At 66.6% G+C, this 17,005-nt stretch carries 12 protein-coding genes; 5 read left to right on the top strand and 7 right to left on the bottom strand.

All coding sequences use genetic code 11. The features are described from left to right. Positions 1-81 precede the first annotated feature (81 nt). Together AB1K63_RS10075 and AB1K63_RS10070 are read right to left on the bottom strand one after the other, a co-directional pair. Complete coding sequence (locus AB1K63_RS10075; protein WP_366959989.1) at positions 82-2,841, bottom strand: [protein-PII] uridylyltransferase; 2,760 nt, start codon at positions 2,839-2,841, stop codon at positions 82-84. Further along, a complete protein-coding gene (locus AB1K63_RS10070) occupies positions 2,838-4,538 on the bottom strand; it encodes a class I adenylate-forming enzyme family protein (protein WP_366959988.1) in 1,701 nt (566 codons plus the stop codon). Before AB1K63_RS10070 ends, AB1K63_RS10075 begins: the two co-directional genes overlap by 4 nt. A gap of 171 nt (positions 4,539-4,709) precedes the next feature. Between AB1K63_RS10070 and lgt the strand changes: the two genes are divergently transcribed. Both lgt and AB1K63_RS10060 read left to right on the top strand, forming a co-directional pair. Next, on the top strand, positions 4,710-5,624 hold the full coding sequence (gene lgt / locus AB1K63_RS10065; protein WP_366959987.1) for a prolipoprotein diacylglyceryl transferase: 915 nt from the start codon (positions 4,710-4,712) through the stop codon (positions 5,622-5,624). 10 nt (positions 5,625-5,634) lie between these two features. After that, a complete protein-coding gene (locus AB1K63_RS10060; protein ID WP_366959986.1) occupies positions 5,635-6,708 on the top strand; it encodes an SAM-dependent methyltransferase in 1,074 nt (357 codons plus the stop codon). A gap of 30 nt (positions 6,709-6,738) precedes the next feature. On the opposite strand, the gene AB1K63_RS10055 is transcribed toward AB1K63_RS10060, so the two are convergent. The 3 genes from AB1K63_RS10055 to AB1K63_RS10045 form a co-directional block, all read right to left on the bottom strand. Next, on the bottom strand, positions 6,739-8,280 hold the full coding sequence (locus AB1K63_RS10055) for an ABC transporter permease/substrate-binding protein (RefSeq protein ID WP_366959985.1): 1,542 nt from the start codon (positions 8,278-8,280) through the stop codon (positions 6,739-6,741). After that, positions 8,277-8,981 (bottom strand): ATP-binding cassette domain-containing protein, encoded by a 705-nt coding sequence (locus tag AB1K63_RS10050; RefSeq protein WP_366959984.1) that lies wholly within the window; start codon positions 8,979-8,981, stop codon positions 8,277-8,279. Before AB1K63_RS10050 ends, AB1K63_RS10055 begins: the two co-directional genes overlap by 4 nt. An 86-nt stretch (positions 8,982-9,067) precedes the next feature. Continuing rightward, a complete protein-coding gene (locus tag AB1K63_RS10045; protein WP_366959982.1) occupies positions 9,068-10,579 on the bottom strand; it encodes a PAS domain-containing protein in 1,512 nt (503 codons plus the stop codon). 168 nt (positions 10,580-10,747) lie between these two features. Between AB1K63_RS10045 and AB1K63_RS10040 the strand changes: the two genes are divergently transcribed. Beyond that, on the top strand, positions 10,748-11,917 hold the full coding sequence (locus AB1K63_RS10040; RefSeq protein WP_366959980.1) for an isovaleryl-CoA dehydrogenase: 1,170 nt from the start codon (positions 10,748-10,750) through the stop codon (positions 11,915-11,917). On the opposite strand, the gene AB1K63_RS10035 is transcribed toward AB1K63_RS10040, so the two are convergent. Beyond that, positions 11,914-13,017 carry a hypothetical protein gene (locus tag AB1K63_RS10035; RefSeq protein WP_366959979.1) on the bottom strand — a complete coding sequence of 368 codons (1,104 nt, stop codon included), beginning with the start codon at positions 13,015-13,017 and terminating at the stop codon, positions 11,914-11,916. The two genes, AB1K63_RS10040 and AB1K63_RS10035, sit on opposite strands and share 4 nt — an antisense overlap. Before the next feature lie 64 nt (positions 13,018-13,081). Between AB1K63_RS10035 and AB1K63_RS10030 the strand changes: the two genes are divergently transcribed. Next, positions 13,082-14,689 carry a carboxyl transferase domain-containing protein gene (locus AB1K63_RS10030; protein ID WP_366959978.1) on the top strand — a complete coding sequence of 536 codons (1,608 nt, stop codon included), beginning with the start codon at positions 13,082-13,084 and terminating at the stop codon, positions 14,687-14,689. A 1-nt stretch (position 14,690) separates the two neighbouring features. Here AB1K63_RS10030 and AB1K63_RS10025 read toward each other — a convergent pair whose 3' ends face one another. Then, entirely contained in the window at positions 14,691-16,409 is a 1,719-nt protein-coding gene (locus AB1K63_RS10025; protein ID WP_366959977.1) for a bifunctional metallophosphatase/5'-nucleotidase, read from the bottom strand. A 123-nt stretch (positions 16,410-16,532) separates the two neighbouring features. On the opposite strand from AB1K63_RS10025, the gene AB1K63_RS10020 reads away from it, so the two are divergent. Then, entirely contained in the window at positions 16,533-16,991 is a 459-nt protein-coding gene (locus AB1K63_RS10020; RefSeq protein ID WP_366959976.1) for a hypothetical protein, read from the top strand. The last annotated feature ends 14 nt before the right edge of the window (positions 16,992-17,005 follow it).

Here is a 17,005-nt window from a genome sequence, read left to right as displayed (position 1 = left end):
TTCTTTTGATTTGAGACTCTGGCGGTCCGTATCGCAACAAAAATTTCACGAACGCCCTGATTTTCTAGACGAGTGTTGCGTTCACGCGTCTTCCATCTCCGCCTGACGGGCATCGCTCGCCGCGTCGAGCAGGTCCGCCTCGATCGCCGCGAGCCGGTCGCGCGACAGCACCTTGTCCCCCAGGGTGTCGGTGACATAGAACGTGTCGGCCGCCCGTTCCCCGTAAGCCGTGATGTGCGCCGAGTGGATGATGAGCTGGTTCTCGAAGAGCGATCGGGCCAGCCGGTTGAGCAGCGCGGGCCGGTCGCGGGCGTTGACCTCTATGACCGTCAGCCGGTTTGAGGCGCTGTTGTCGAATACGACATATGGATTGACGTCGAACGCGCCCGAGCGCGTGCGCGGCAGCGGACGCTTCGCCAGCCGCGGTTCCAGATCGATGCGGTTCGCCAGCGCATCGGCGATCGATTGCTTGATCCGCGCGATCTGCTCGTCCTCGCAGAAGGACTTGCCGAGCGGATCCTGCACCAGGAAATTGTCGACCGCCCAGCCGTCACGATTGGTATGGATGCGCGCGTCGATAATGTTGCCACCCGCCAGATGGATGCCACCCGCGATCCGGTAGAACAGGCCGGGGTGGTCCGAGGCGATGACCGAAACCAGCGTCGCGCCGCGCTCCTCGTCGAACTCGCAATGGATCGACAGGCCTTCCTTCTTTCCCCGCGCGACCGAATACTGGACTAGGTTGCGCGCGATGATTTCCTCGGGCTCCGCGATCCAGTAGGACGCGGGGAACAGGCGATCGTAGTCGTCGACGAGCTGTCCTTTCTCGCCCAGCAGTTCCCGGACGGTTTCCTTCCGGCCCTCGATCCGTTGCTCGCGACCCTGCCTGATATGGCCCAGCCGCAAGCGCTCGTGCGCGGCGTCGTACAGTTCGCCCAGCAACTGGCCCTTCCAGCTGTTCCATGTCCCCGGCCCGACCGCCCGAATGTCGACGGCGGTCAGGATGGCGAGGTTGCGCAGCTTCTCGTGACCCTGCACTTGCGCAACGAAATCCTCGATCGTCTTCGGATCGGTCAGGTCGCGCTTCTGCGCGGTGGAACTCATCAGCAGGTGATAGCGCACCAGCCATGCGACGAGCTCGGTCTCGCGATCGTTCAGGCCGAAGCGCGGACACAGCCGGAGCGCCACCTTGGCGCCCAGGACAGAGTGGTCGCCGCCGCGGCCCTTCGCGATGTCGTGCAGCAGGACCGCCACGAACAGGGCCCTGCGCGAAGCGACCCGGTGGATCATCTTGGTGGCGCGCGGATGATCCTCGGCCAGTTCGCCCTTCTCCACCTTGTTGAGCAAGCCGATGGCGCGGATCGTGTGCTCGTCGACCGTGTAGTGGTGGTACATGTCGAACTGCATCTGCGCGTTGACCTTGCCGAAATCGGGCACGAATCGCCCGAGGACGTTGGTCTCGTTCATCCAGCGCAGCACCGTCTCCGGATCGTTGCGACCCGTCAGCACTCCAAGGAAAAGCGCATTGGCGCGCGGGTCCTTGCGGACCTCGGCATCGATCAGCTTGGCGTTGCGCGCGGCGATGCGCATCGTTTCGGGATGGACTTCCAGTTCTTCCTTCTCGGCGAGCTGGAAAATCTCGATCAGGCGCACCGGGTCCCGGGCGAACCAGTCTTCCGATGGCGCGGCGATCTTGCCTCCGAAGACGCGATAACCCTTCAGGTCCCGCGGCTTCGCACGGAACCCCGCGAGCAGGCCGCGCCGCGCGCGCCTGGCGGCGAATTGCTCGTCCAGATGGGCCAGGAACACGCCGGTCAGGCTGCCGACACGCTTCGCCTGCAGGAAATAGTACTGCATGAAGCGCTCGACTGCGCTTTTCCCGGGACGGTCGGCAAAGCCCATCCGCTCCGCGACCTGTCGCTGCAGGTCGAATGTCAGGCGATCCTCCGCGCGGCCGGTAATCGTGTGCAGGTGGCACCGGACCGCCAGCATGAAACCTTCGGCGCGCCGGAAATTGCGGTATTCGCCCTTCGTAAACAGGCCGGCATCGACCAGTTCGGACGCGGTGGTCGCCTGGTGGATATACTTCCCGATCCAGTAGAGCGCATGCAGGTCGCGCAGGCCGCCCTTGCCGTCCTTCACATTGGGTTCGACGACGTAGCGGCTGTCCCCCATCCGCCGGTGGCGCTCGTTGCGTTCGGCGAGCTTGGCGCTCAGGAAATCGCGTTCGCTCCCTGTGACGACCTCGGCGGTGAAGCGCCGCTGCGCCTCTTCGTACAGGTCGTTGTCGCCCCACAGGTAGCGCCCTTCGACCAGTGCGGTGCGGATCGTGAGGTCTTCGCGCGCCATGCGCACGACCTCGTCCGGTGTGCGGCTTGAATGACCGACCTTCAGCCCCAGGTCCCACAGGAAATACAGGATCGCCTCGATCACCTGCTCGCACCAGGGAGTCCGGCGGGACGGGGTCAGGAACCCGATATCGACATCGCTGTGCGGTGCCATCTCGGACCGGCCGTATCCGCCGACGGCCATGATCGCGATCCGTTCGTTGGTAGAACGGTTCGCGGACGGGTAGACATTGGTGCTGACGTGATCATGGATCAGGCGGACCAGCTGGTCGATCAGGAAGGAATGACCGGCGCAGATTTCGTGCCCCGCGGACGGGTTTTCTTCCAGCCTTCGCCCCAGTTCCTCGCGCCCGTCATCCAGGGCGCCGCGCAGGAGTTCGACGATCGGCTGCCGCGCGTCCCTGCCTTCGCGCGCGACAAGTTCGCCGATCGCTGCGTCCAGCCGGCGCCGGTCGATGACGGCTCTCTGGTCGGGTATGCGCAGCCGGGTCAATTGCCGAGGAGGTCCTTTGCGAATTGCTGGCGGACGGCGCGCTTGTCGACCTTCTGGGTGCCGAGGCGCGGCAGGGTCTCGCCGGCGCGCCAGATGTGTTCGGCGCGCGGCACCTTGAACGGCGCGATGCTGGCCAGCAGGAAGTCGCGCAGGTCGTCCGGTGCCATGTCGACGCCCGACTTCGGCAGGTAGACGGCGGCCGGGATCTCGCCGAAGCGTTCGTCCGGCAGGCCGAAGACCGAACATTCGGCGATGCCTTCGTTGGCGTAGATCGCTTCCTCCACCTCGATGCAGGAAATGTTTTCCCCGCCGCGGATGATGATGTCCTTCTTGCGGTCGACGATGAACAGGTAGCCGTCCTCGTCGAGATAGCCGAGGTCGCCGGTCCGGAAGTATCCGTCATCGGTAAAGGCCTCGCGGGTCGCTTCCTCGTTCTTCCAGTAGCCGAGGAAGTTGGCGACCGTGCGGATGCAGACCTCGCCGGTTTCGCCCTGCGGCAGCGGCCGGCCGGCATCGTCGAGGATGGCGAGATCGACCAGCGGTTCGCTCGCCCGCCCGGTGCTGCCGGGCTTGGCGAGGTAGTTCTCGTTGAAATTGCCGCAGCCGACGGCATTGGTTTCCGTCAGGCCATAACCGAGCAGGGGGAAGCCGCCGGGAAACGCTTCCTTGATCTTGTTCACGTGTTCGACCGGGCGCGGGGCGCCGCCGGCGGCGAAGCTCTTGCAGGCGGACAGGTCGAACTGCTCGCGCTCGGGATGGGAGGCGATCTCGTAGCTCATCAGCGGCACGCCGACGAAATAGGTGACCTTTTCCGCTTCCATCAGGCGCAGCGCCTCGCGCGCATCCCATTTGGGCATCAGTACCAGCTTGCGACCGATCCCGAAGCTCTGCAGCCAGAGCGGTATCTCGCCCGTCACGTGGAACAGCGGCACCGCGACCAGGGCGCAGGGCTGCCTGCTCAGATCCTCGCCCGTGGATTCGAGGTACAGCTTGCTCATCGCGGTTTGCGAAATGTAGCTCATGACCCCGTGGACGACGCCGCGATGGTCGGAATAGGCGCCCTTGCTCTGCCCGGTGGAGCCCGAAGTGTAAAGAATGGTGCAAAGGTCATCCGGCCCCAGCTCGCCCAGCATGGCCATCGCCGTGTCGCCCTCCCCGCGAATGGCGGCGAGGCCGGTCGCGGGATCGCCGTGCTCGATCACCACCACCTTCGCCGGGTGATCGGTTCCCTGGATGCGCTTGGCGCGCTGCGGATCGGCCAGCACCAGGTCGCATTCGCACAGCCGGATGCCGTAGGCGAGCTCCTCTCCGCTCCAGAAGCCGTTCAGCAGCGTGGCGCAGCCGCCCGCCATGACGACGCCCATGTGCGCGATCATCCAGTTCGCCGAATTGCGCGCCGCGATGCCGACCCGGTCGCCCTTCTTCACGCCATGCTCGTTCGCAAGGCCGGCCGCCACCGCCGCGGCGTGGGCGTAGATTTCGCCGAAGGTCAGGCGGACATCGCCATCGACCACGAAGGGCACGTCTTTGTGCTCGTTGCAGAAATGGGCGAGGTAATGCGCCAGGCTTGGCGGCGCGCCCTTGAATGCCGGCATTTCCACGCCGAATTTCTCGAACGGGGTCGTTTCGAAGGGCATGCCCGGCTGGGTCAGTCCAGCGACAATCTTCTCGAGGGCATTGTCCAGTTCGGTCGGCATCTGCGGCGGTCTCCTCTCTCGTGTGTGCGCAATGCGGTGTCTCGCGCCCAGGGGCCACGGGGATTTTGCCGGTCCGGACCGCGTCGAGGGTTCCCCCCGCCGAAAGCCTATGCCAAAAGCCGCGCGCATTGGGACGATCCCGCACGTTTGCGGATTATCTAGGGGTTAAGCGTGGACCTGTCACTATTGGCTGCATCGACCGGCGATCCGATCCTCTGGCAGGATCTGGGCCTGTCGAGCGGGATCGATCTCGGATTCGAGGTCTTCGGCGTACCCATAATCCTGCGGTGGTATTCGCTCGCCTACCTTGCCGGCATCGTGCTGGGATACTGGCACCTGACGCGCATGATCCGGGCGCCGGGCGCACCGATGGCGCAGCGCCATGCCGAAGACCTGTTCTTCTACTGCACGCTGGGCATCATCCTGGGCGGACGGCTGGGATATGCCACCTTCTACGATCCCTCGCTCTTCACCAGCTTCAACGGCGAAGGCTTCGTCAGCTGGAACCTGCTGCGGTTGTGGGATGGCGGCATGGCCTTCCACGGCGGCCTGATCGGCGTGCTGGTGGCGATCACCTGGGTCACCTGGCGCGGGAAGCTGAACTTCATCCGGGTGTGCGACTACATCGCGGTTTGCGTGCCCTTCGGCATGCTGTTCGGCCGTCTCGCGAACTTCGTGAACGGCGAGTTGTACGGCCGCGGCCCGACCGACGTGCCCTGGGCCATGATCTTCCCCACCGATCCGGAAGGCATCCCGCGCCATCCCAGCCAGCTCTACCAGGCCGGGCTGGAGGGGCTGGCACTGATCGTGATCCTGCTGCTGATGTTCTGGAAGACCAATGCGCGGTACCGGCCCGGACTGCTGGTCGGGACCTTCACGCTCGGCATGGGCATCGCCCGCTTCACCAACGAATTCTTCCGCGAACCGGATGCGCAGCTGCGACAGTTCGCCGAGGAAACCGGGCTTTCGATGGGCCAGTGGCTCACGATCCCGCTGATCCTTCTGGGCATCGCGGTCATGGTCTGGGCCCTGCGCCGCAAGCCGCTCGCCGGCGGGACCGGGCGGTTCGATTCCGCCACCGCGTGACGCACGGCGCGTGACGACCCTACCGGAACCGGACGGCGAGCTGGCGGAGATCTTCCGCCGGCTGATCCGGAACACCGGTCCGATCTCGCTGGTGCAGTTCATGGGGGAAAGCAACGCGCGTTATTACGCGACGCGCGATCCGCTGGGCGGGGCAGGGGACTTCGTCACCGCACCCGAAATCAGCCAGATGTTCGGCGAACTGATCGGCCTGTGGCTGGCCGACATGTGGATCAATTCGGGCCGGGAAGAGCCCGTCTCCTACGTCGAATTGGGCCCGGGTCGCGGTACGCTGGCGAAGGACGCCCTGCGCGCCATGAAGCGGTACGGGCTGGAGCCGGCAGTCCATTTCGTCGAAACGTCGCGGACCTTGCGCGAAGTGCAGCTGGCCGCGGTACCTCAGGCGCAATGGCACGACGATGTGTCCACCCTGCCGTGGGACGATCCGCTGCTGGTCGTGGCGAACGAATTCTTCGACGCGCTGCCGGTGCGCCAGCTGGTCCGGACCGAGGAAGGATGGCGCGAACGCATGATCGCGCTGGACGGGGACGATTTCGTGTTTGTCGCGGGCAAACAGCCGATGGATGCCGCCATGCCCGCCGGTGCGGGCGACTTGCCGCCCGGCAGCATTGTCGAGACATGTCCGGCCGCCGCCGCGGTCGCTTACGAACTGTTCCACCGGCTGGCCGAACAGGGCGGTTGCGCGTTGGTCTTCGATTACGGCGCGCAGCGGCCGGACGCGGGATCCACGCTGCAGGCGGTCAGGGCGCATCGCAAGGTCGATCCGTTCGAAACGCCGGGGAGCGCCGACCTTACGGCCCATGTCGATTTCGGTACGCTGGCCAATATCGCCGAATCGCGCGGCCTGAGAAATCTGGGGACCGTGGGCCAGGGGGACTGGCTGCGCGCACTGGGGGTCGAGGCGCGGGCGCAGGCGCTGGCAAAGGCTGCCCCCCATTACGCCGAAGATATCGACGCGGCGATGCATCGCCTGATCGACGCGGATCAGATGGGCAGGTTGTTCAAGGCGATGGGCGTGGCGCACGCCGCATGGCCAGGCGGTGCCGGGTTCGCGCAACCGTCCTGACCATTGGGCTTCCTTCATGGAGGAAGCCTGTCAGGAGCCTTCGGTAATCCTCTGCTGCAACTGCCGCGCCACCTGTGCCGGGCTCAGGCCCTCGTCGCCATCGACGGCCAGGTTCGCCTCGCGCATCATCTCGACATCGATCGATCCGATGAGCGGCCGTAGCGCTTCCAGAAAAGGCTCGTCGTCCGCGCGCGACGGCGTGATCATCAGCAACGCATCGTAGGACGGCAGCGCTTCGCGCGGATCGTCGAGGATGACGAGGCCGTCGGCGGCGATGCGTCCGTCGGAGGTATAGGCGCTGATGACGTCGGCCTCGCCCGACTGGAGCGCGTTATACATGAAGGTGGGCGAGAAGTTTCGCTGCTCCGCGAAGCGCAGGCCGTAGGCATCGCGCACCGCTTCCCATTCGGGCCGCTCGAACCATTCCGGGTCCCCGCCCATGGTCAGGCGGGGGGATACGCGGGACAGGTCGGCGAGCGATGTGACGCCGAGGTCGCGCGCGCGATCGGACCGCATGGCGAAGCCGTAGGCATTCTCGAAGCCGAGCTTGCCCAGCACCAGCGTACCGGTGGTATCCCGCTCCCACTCGGCAATCCGCCGGTACATCGCGTCGCGCCCGGGATTGTCCTGCCGGCCGAGCTGGTTGGTCCACAGCGTCCCGGTGTAGTCAATCGCGATGTCCACATTGCCGCTGGTCAGCGCCTGGTGGACGACCGCGGACCCCAGCCCGTCGCGATATTCGACGCGATATCCCGCCTCCTCCAGCCGGTTCCCGATGAGCCGGGCCAGGATGTACTGCTCGCTGAACTGCTTGGCGGCGATCGATATCGTCTCCCGGTCGTCGCTCGCCGGGCGCAGGGTCCAGCCGGCAGCGGCCACGCCGAGCAGCGCGATGCCGAGGCCGGTCCAGACCATCCAGCTCCGCCGCGTTGCGAAGCCCTTTTCGACGAGGCCGAGGAGCCCGTCCGCAATCAGGGCCAGACCGGCGGACCCGATGCAGCCGGCAAGGACCAGTGCCCAGTTCTGGGTCTGCAGTCCGGCGAAAATCGGATCACCCAGGCTCGGCTGGCCGATGGTGGTCGAAAGCGTTGCCGCGCCGATGGTCCAGACGCTGGCCGTGCGGATGCCCGCCATGATGTAGGGCGCAGCGAGTGGCGCCTCGACCAGGCGCAGCTTCTGCCAGCCGGTCATGCCGACCCCGTCTGCCGCTTCCAGTACGCCGGCCTCCATATGTTCGCGCGCGGTGACCGCGTTGCGCAGGATCGGGAGCAGGGCGTAGAGCGCCAAGGCCAGCAGCGCGGGCAGGAAGCCCAGCGTCGGCAGGCCTTCGCCGAAGACGGCGCGCAGGGACAGCAGGATCGGGAAGAACAGGGCGAGGAGGGCCAGGGCCGGGATCGTCTGGACGAGGCTGGCGAAACCCAGCACCGCGCGCCCGACCTGCCGGTTGCGGCTGGCCCAGACCGCCAGCGGCAGGGTGACGGCGATGCCGAGCGCTATCGCGGACGCGGCTAGGATCACATGGGCGGCGAGTTTGTCCCCGAGGCCGAGCAAGGCGGTCCAGACTCCGTTCACGAAGCGAGCCCGGCCATCATGCGCGCCTGTTCGCGCGGTACGTCCACCAGTCCCTGCGCGATCGCGCCGCCTTCGCCGGCCATCAGTTGCGCGGGCGTGCAGTCCGCCACGATCCGGCCCGCTTCCATCACCAGCACGCGATCGGCCAGCAACAGCGCCTCGGCCATGTCGTGCGTGACCATGACGGTCGTCAGGCCCAGTTCGCGGTGCAGGTCGCGCACTCTCTTGCCGAGCGCGTCGCGCGTCACGGGATCGAGCGCGCCGAACGGCTCGTCCATCAGCAGCAGATGCGGGTCGCCCGCGAGCGCGCGCGCGACGCCGATGCGCTGGCGCTGCCCGCCGGACAGCTCGTCCGGCATACGGGCGGCGAAGCTGGCGTCGAGCTCGACCATTTCGAGCAGCTCGGCCAGCCGGTCCTGACCGATGGGCGCACCGGCCAGGCGCGGTCCGATGGCGATGTTCTGCCCGACGGTCATGTGCGGGAAGAGCCCGATCCCCTGGAAAACGTAGCCGATGCGGCGTCGCACGGCCGGCGCGGGGCCGCTGCGCACGTCCTCGCCTTCGAGCAGCACTTCGCCGGAATCGGGTTCGATCAGGCGATTGACGGTCTTGAGCAGGGTGGACTTGCCGGAGCCGGACTGGCCGACCAGCGCGACAAAGGCACCGTCGGCGATGTCGAGCGAGATGTCGTCGACGGCCACGATTGCGCCGAAGCGCTTGGTGCAATTCCGGAAAGAGAGTGCCGCCCCGCCCACGGGACCTGCCCTATCCGCCCGCCGGGCGCGGGTCAAAGCCGGTCGCGTTCCAGTTCGAGACGGGCGACGAGGCCTTCTTCCTCGAACCTGCGGTCGAGGCTGCCGCGTAGCTGGTTACGCACGGTCATTTCGACGAGCCTCGATCCGAAGCCGACGCCTTCGGGCGCGCTGACCGGCGGGCCGCCGCTCTCGGTCCATTCGACGGTCAGCTTGCCTTCGTCGAGGCCGGTCTCGATCGTCACCCGGCCTTCCGCGACGGAGAACGCGCCGTACTTGGCCGAATTGGTGGCGAGTTCGTGATAGACGAGCGCGAGCGGCGTTGCCGACTTCGCATCGACCGGCACGTCCTGCCCGGTAATCTTGAGCCGGTGGCCAGACACGTCGCCATAGGGTGCGAGGAGCGCGCGCAGGATGCCGTGCAGCGTCTCGCCCTTGCGGGCGGTGTCCTGCGTTACGTAGCCGTGCGCCCGGCCCAGCGCGTCCAGGGTTTTCGACACGTCGTCGAACGCCTGGCGCGATTCGGGCCAGTCGCGGCCCTTGATCGCCATCAGTCCGGACACGACGGCGAAGATGTTCTTGATCCGGTGCGACAGTTCGCGCGTGACCATCTCGCGCGCGTCCAGACGGCGATGCGCGTCGTCGATATCCGTGATGGTGCCGAACCATTTCTCCACATGGCCATTGGCGCGCTTCACGGGCACCCCGCGACCCAGCATCCAGCGATATTCGCCATCGGCGCGCTTGATGCGGAACTCGGCCTCGTAGGGATCGCCGCTCTTGAGATGCTCCTGCCAGAGCTGGTCCCATTGAGACCGGTCCTCCGGGTGGAAGTACTCGCCGTATTCCTGCGTATCCAGAATCTCGGTCGTGCCGCCGGTGAAATCGTACCAGCGGTCGTTGAAATATTCGACGCGGCCCTCGCTGTCGGTGCTCCAGGCAATGTCGGGAATGGAGTTGGCGAGCGCTTCCAGCTGTCCGCGGCTGCGTTCCGCATGTTCCAGCCGCTGGCGGAATTCGCGCTGCGTCCTGAGGCGGCGCATGACGGACGCGGCCAGAACCTGCAGCCCGTCCAGCTGCATTTCGGTCAGGCCATCGGGATGCGGCTCGGTATCGACCACGCACAGCGAGCCGAGCGGCGCGCCCTCGTGGCTGATCAGCGGCGCCCCGGCGTAGAACCGGATGTGGGGATCGCCGGTGACGAGGGGGTTGTCGCGGAAGGTCGGGTCCTCGCGCGTGTCCGGCACCACCAGCGGCTGTGCGCCCAGCATGGCGTGGGCGCAGAACGAGGTCGGGCGCGGCGTTTCGGTCTCGTCGGTGCCGCTGCGGGCGAGGAAACGCTGCCGCTCCTCCTCGACCAGCGTGACCATGGAGATGGGCGTACCGCACAGGCGCGCGGCGAAGCGGGTTATCTCGGTAAGTTCGGGATCGTCCTGGAGCGTGTCGAGACCATAGGTCGACAGGATCCTGAGGCGATCCTCCTCCCCGCACATATCCTCGGCTGGGGCACGGCCAGGGGGCCACGGTGTGAGAGTGTCTTCAGTCATCGTGTGGCCAGCGCATATCTTAATCCAAAGCCGCGCGAAATCAACATGAACCGGTGCGAAACTTGATATTCGCTCGCCCCTTGATTCCATTGAATTTTGCCGCGCCCCCATTCGATTTGATGCGACCGGGCGGCTTCGCTATGCGGTCCGGGCACCACAGGAGTTCCCATGCGCGCCACCCCCGACTTCGATTTCCAGCTCGGCGAGACCGCCGACATGATTCGCGAGACCACCGCCCGCTTCGCTGACGAACAGATCGCGCCGCTGGCGGAAAAGGTCGATCGCGAGGACTGGTTCCCGCGCGACGAGCTCTGGCAGCAGATGGGCGAACTGGGCCTGCACGGCATCACGGTCGAGGAAGCGGATGGCGGCCTCGGCCTGGGCTATCTCGAACACGTCATCGCGGTCGAAGAAGTCAGCCGCGCGAGCGCCAGCATCGGCCTGTCCTACGGTGCGCATTCCAACCTCTGCCTCAACCAGATCCGCCGCTGGGGCAATGCGGAGCAGAAGGCGAAGTACCTGCCCGGCCTCATCAGCGGCGAACAGGTCGGCTCGCTCGCGATGAGCGAGGCCGCCGCGGGATCGGACGTCGTCTCCATGAAGCTGAAGGCGGAGAAGGTGGACGGCGGCTACGTCCTCAACGGGACCAAGTTCTGGATCACCAACGCGCCCTATGCCGATACGCTGGTGGTCTACGCCAAGACCGACAGCGAGGCCGGATCGCGCGGCATCACCGCTTTCCTGATCGAAAAGGGGGACGCAGGTTTCTCCATCGGCCAGAAGATCGAGAAGGTCGGCATGAAGGGTTCGCCCACGGCGGAACTCGTGTTCGACGATTGCCGCATCCCGGAGGACCGCGTGATGGGCCCCGTTAACGGCGGCGTCGGCGTGCTGATGAGCGGGCTCGATTACGAGCGCGTGGTGCTTGCCGGATTGCAGCTCGGCATCATGCAGGCCTGCCTCGACACGGTCATCCCCTACCTTCGCGAACGGACGCAGTTCGGGAAGCCCATCGGCAGTTTCCAGCTGATGCAGGCCAAGGTCGCGGACATGTATGTCGCGCTGCAATCGGCGCGTGCCTACACCTATGCGGTGGCCAAGGCCTGCGATGCGGGACAGACGACGCGCTTCGATGCGGCGGGCGTCATCCTGCTGTCGTCGGAAAACGCCTTCCGGGTCGCGGCCGAAAGCGTCCAGGCGCTGGGCGGCGCGGGCTACACGCTGGACTGGCCGGTGGAACGCTACATGCGCGACGCCAAGCTGCTCGACATCGGGGCCGGCACGAACGAGATCCGCCGGATGCTCATCGGGCGCGAACTGATCGGGGCGGCGGGCTAGCCGCAGCTGCCGTCGCGCACCCCGCTCACGCTGCCCACGCCCATCACGATCTTGCCCCGGCGCGAGAAGGTGAGCGCCTGCCAGCGGCCCGAATTGCCGGTTGCGGACCGGCTGCGCAGGAAAGTGATATGGAGCAGTTCGTACTGCTCGTCGTCCACCTCGCCGCGCGCCAGCATGCAGCGCCATTGCATCAGGTTCCAGGCGTAGTCCCGCCCGATCCCGTCCTGGTCGATGGTCTGCGAAATGTTCTCGTACCAGCCGAAGATCGCTTCCAGCCGCGGTGCCCGCTGTTCGGGCGGCATCGCGGCGATCCGCGCCCGCAGCCGGGCGATATCCTCGCTCGGCGGCAGCCCCTTCTGCTGGACCCGCATGTCGATCGCCCAGCGCACCTTGCGCATCGTGATCGGGCCATCGGGAAAGACGCGCTGCAATTCCGCGCGGACATCCTGCAGCAGGGCAAGGTAATGATCGAGCTGCACCTGCAGCATCGCGTCGCTTTCGAACAGGGCGGTCAGCTCGGCCATGATCACCGGGTTGAGCTTGCCGTCCGGAGCGTGCGCCGCAAGGATGCCCTCGCGGCAGGCGTCCTTCACGGGCACCGCGAGGCAGGATTTCGAAAACAGCAGCGTGCCGTAGACCGGGGCGAGCCGGTCCAGTTCGCGCTTAGCCGCGCGGCGCGACCGGAAGGAGGCGCGCCATTCCTTCAGCACCGGTTGCAGGCTGCCGGTGCCGTAATTCCATTGCGCCATGCCGACGGAGACCAGCTGGCTGTCGAAATTGCCGACCGGCATGGCCCAGCACCCCATCGTCTCCGGGATCGAGGTTTCCTGCATCCGCGCGAAGATCGCCTCGCGGTCCAGCCCGATCCCGGCCAGCTCGGCCGCGATCGCGGGATCGATGGTCAGCGACGGCACGTCGCCCACGCGGCGGCAGGGCGGCGCAACCGGCGGGGAATAGGGAACCTGCTCCGGCGCCGGCCGAACCTGCGGGAGGGCCTGCGCCGCCACCTGCGGCCGGGCATCGGCCGGATGCGCAAATGCGAAGCCCGCCGCGAGCACCACTGCGAGCATGGCCGCAAAGCCCTCCGATACCGATTTCATCGCCGTTCTCCTCCCGCCTTGGCGATGCCATGCAAGACGGTTAGGGCGTGATCAAGGAGAGACGATGACCGCACCGATACTCACTTCGACGCTCGACCGCGAAAGCCCGGATGCCAAGGCGCGTTTTGCGCATAACAAGGGGCTGGCCGACGAATTGCGCGCGAAGGTCGCCGAAGCCGCGCTGGGCGGGCCCGAGCGGCACCGGGAAAAGCATGTCAGCCGGGGCAAGCTGCTCCCGCGCGAGCGGGTGGAGCGGTTGCTCGATCCGGGCTCACCGTTCCTCGAGATCGGCCAGCTGGCCGCGAACGGCATGTATGAAGGGGACGTCAACGGCGCTTCCATCATCGCCGGTATCGGCCGCGTGTCCGGGCGGCAGGTCATGATCGCCGCCAACGATGCGACGGTGAAGGGCGGCTCCTATTACCCGATGACGGTCAAGAAGCACTTGCGGGCGCAGGAAATCGCGGCGGAGAACCGCCTGCCCTGCATCTACCTGGTCGACAGCGGCGGGGCGAACCTGCCCTACCAGGCGGAAGTCTTCCCCGACCGCGACCATTTCGGGCGCATCTTCTTCAACCAGGCGAACATGAGCGCGGCCGGCATCCCGCAGATCGCGTGCGTCATGGGAAGCTGCACCGCGGGCGGCGCCTATGTGCCCGCGATGAGCGACGAGACGGTGATCGTGCGCGAACAGGGCACGATCTTCCTCGCCGGGCCGCCGCTGGTGAAGGCGGCCACCGGCGAGGAAATCAGCGCCGAGGACCTGGGCGGCGGCGACCTGCACGCGAAGAAATCGGGCGTGGTCGACCACCTGGCGGAAAACGACGAGCACGCGCTCACCATCGTGCGCGACATCGTCAGCCATCTGGGCGCCAACACCGGCGCGGCGCGCGACATCGCCCTCAAGGACCCGCGTCCGCCGAAATTCGACGCGGACGATCTCTACGCCCTGATCCCCGACGACGTGCGTGCGCCCTACGACGTGCACGAGGTCATCGCCCGGCTGGTGGACGGCAGCGAATTCCACGAATTCAAGCAGCAATACGGCAGCACGCTGGTCTGCGGCTTCGCCCATATCTGGGGCATGCCGGTGGCGATCCTCGCCAATAACGGCGTGCTGTTTTCCGAAAGCGCGCAGAAAGGCGCGCACTTCATCGAACTCGCCTGCCAGCGGCGCATCCCGCTGCTGTTCCTGCAGAACATTTCCGGCTTCATGGTCGGCGGGAAGTACGAGGCGGAAGGCATCGCCAAGCATGGCGCGAAGCTGGTAACGGCGGTCGCCACCGCCAGCGTGCCGAAGATCACCGTTGTCATCGGCGGCAGCTTCGGCGCGGGCAATTACGGCATGGCCGGGCGCGCCTATTCCCCGCGTTTCCTGTTCACCTGGCCCAATGCGCGCATTTCCGTGATGGGCGGGGAACAGGCGGCCAGCGTGCTCGCCACGGTCCACCGCGATGCCGACAGCTGGAGCGAGGAACAGGCCGAGGAATTCAAGGCGCCCATTCGCCAGAAATACGAGGACGAAGGCAACCCCTATTACGCCACCGCGCGCCTGTGGGACGACGGCGTGATCGACCCGGCGCAGACGCGCGACGTGCTGGGCCTCGCCTTTTCCGCCTGCCTCGAAGCGCCGATCGCGGACCGCCCGCAGTTCGGCGTCTTCCGGATGTAGGTCAGTCCCGGATCGTGATGCGGTCCGAAACGGGCAGTTCGCGGACCGCTTCGCCGTCGAGATAGGCTTCCATCGCGTCGAGATCGACCGGACCGGTCACCGCGTCGGTGCCTTCGGCGAAGACGGTGAAGCCGTCGCCGCCGGTCGAGAGGAAGCTGTTCATGGTGACGCGGTAGGTTTCCCCGGCCCGGATCGGCCGGCCGTTGAGCGAGGCCGAGACGAAACGCAGCTGCTCGCCGTCGCGCTCGAAAACCTGCCGGAAACCGCGCGATCCGGCGAAGATCGTCTGCCGGTCCCCCTCGGTCTGCGTCCGTAGCAGCGCCAGCAGCTGGGTGCCGGTGAAGGTCTTGGTGACCAGCGTGTTGCCGAAGGGCTGGACGGTGTAGATCTGTCCGAAGGTGAGCGTGCCGTTCGCATCGGGCACCAGGTCGCCGCGGATGCCGCCGGGGTTCATCAGCGCGATGCGCGCTCCCGCCGGCCGCGTCGCTTCCAGCTGCGCGTCGGCGATGATGTTGCCGAGCGGGTTCTCCAGCCCGTCCTTGCGCGCCGGGCCGGACAGCGTGCCGACCGGCCGCGATTCCGATTCCCTGGCAGCTTCGGCATAGCGCGCGACATAGGCGGCGATGTCGGCGCGCGGTTCGGGTGCCAGCACGCCTTCGCGCATCAGGTCGCGATCGTTCCCGACCACGAGATTGCGCGCGGTCCGGCCGGTCACGTGGCCCGCCACCGGATCGATGGTGAGCGTGATGTCGGTCAGCATCTGCCCGCCCCACGCCGCGCTCGTCACCAGCATGGGGCGTGCGGGATCGACCGTGGCATAGTCGCAGACATAGGGGCGATGGGTGTGACCGGAAATGACCACGTCGATACCGGGGGACAGCCGGTCGAGGATTTCGCGCAAGGGGCCCGAGATCGCGGCGCAGCCGAACACGTCGGGCTGGTCGTCCGGGGCGAGGCCCTGGTGGATCGCGACCACCACGGCATCCACTCCGTTCGCGTCGAGGTCCGCGGCGGCGGCGTTGATCGTCTCCGCCTCGTCGGCGAAGGTCAGCCCCTCGATCCCCTGAGGGGTGACGAGGCCGGGCGTGCCTTCCAGCGTCAGCCCGATGATGCCGATCGCGACTTCGCGCTTTCCGGTGCCGAAGCGGCGAATCGCAGTGCCCGGGAACAGCGTGCCGTCCTGCGAGACTTCCGGCGCGGCCAGCACGTTGGCGGCGAGGAAACCGAACTGCGCACCGGCATAGTCCGGCTCGACCGCGCAAGGTTCGCGCATGGTCAGCTTTGCGCAGCCACCTTCGGCCAGCCGCTTGAGTTCGCGCCAGCCCCGGTCGAATTCGTGATTGCCGACCGCGTTGAAGTCCAGCCCCATGCGGTTCATGGCGCCGACGGTCGGCTCGTCCAGGAACAGGGAGGACACCAGCGGGCTCGCGCTGATGAGGTCGCCTGCGGAAATGACCAGCGTGTTTTCCTGCCGCGCGCGAAGCGCATCGATGGCGCTGGCAAGATAGGCCGCGCCGCCCGCCTGCACTTCGGTCGCGTCGTCGATCTCGAACGGCCGCGACACCGGCTGGAGATTGCCGTGGAAATCGTTGAGGCCGATAATGCCGACCTTCACCGGCTCCGCGCTGCCGGACACGCTCTCGGGAGCGGTCGTGGCGCAGGCGGAAAGGAGGAGGACGGAAAGCGGAAGGGCGAGGCCCCGGCAAACGGATCGAATCATGCTTCGCCGCTACCACATCGAGCGCTTCAATGACGTGACAAATGCACTCCTGGCGCAGGCCCGGCGAAACAATCGCCCCGCATCCGTGTTGCTTGAACGAGAGACAAAGAGGAGGAATTTCCGATGCGCAAGTTTCTGACAACGCTCGCAATCGCGCCCGCCACGCTGGCCCTCGCCGCATGCGGCGGAGGCGGGGATGCCGCCGATCCGGTCGAAGGCGAAGCGGTAGACGTGACCGTCCCGAAGACCGAGGTCAGCTATCCCGAAGTGCCGCTGGATGCGCGAAATACCGTCGATTATCAAGGCACTTACCAGCTCCGCCGCGCGGACGGCACGTCGACCACGATCGCACTGGGCGAAGACGATACCTACCGCCTGCAAGGCGAGGACGGGCTCGTGAAGACCGGCGAATTCAGCTGGTACAGCGACAACAGCCGCATCCTGATCCGCGACGGCGAGGAGAACATGGTCTTCGGCGTTGCCGACGGATATCTCTACCAGCTTGAAGGCCCCGAAGCCGAGGCCAACGGCCCACGCTCCGCCGACATGACCTACGAAAGATCGGAAGACGCCGCGATGTGATCGGGCCTGGGACG

It is taken from the genome of Qipengyuania sp. JC766 (genome assembly GCF_040717445.1).
In the GTDB taxonomy this organism is placed as follows: Bacteria; Pseudomonadota; Alphaproteobacteria; order Sphingomonadales; family Sphingomonadaceae; genus JC766.
The sequence above is the reverse complement of the archived record's forward strand: the minus strand, read 5'-3'. Positions and strand labels throughout refer to the sequence as shown.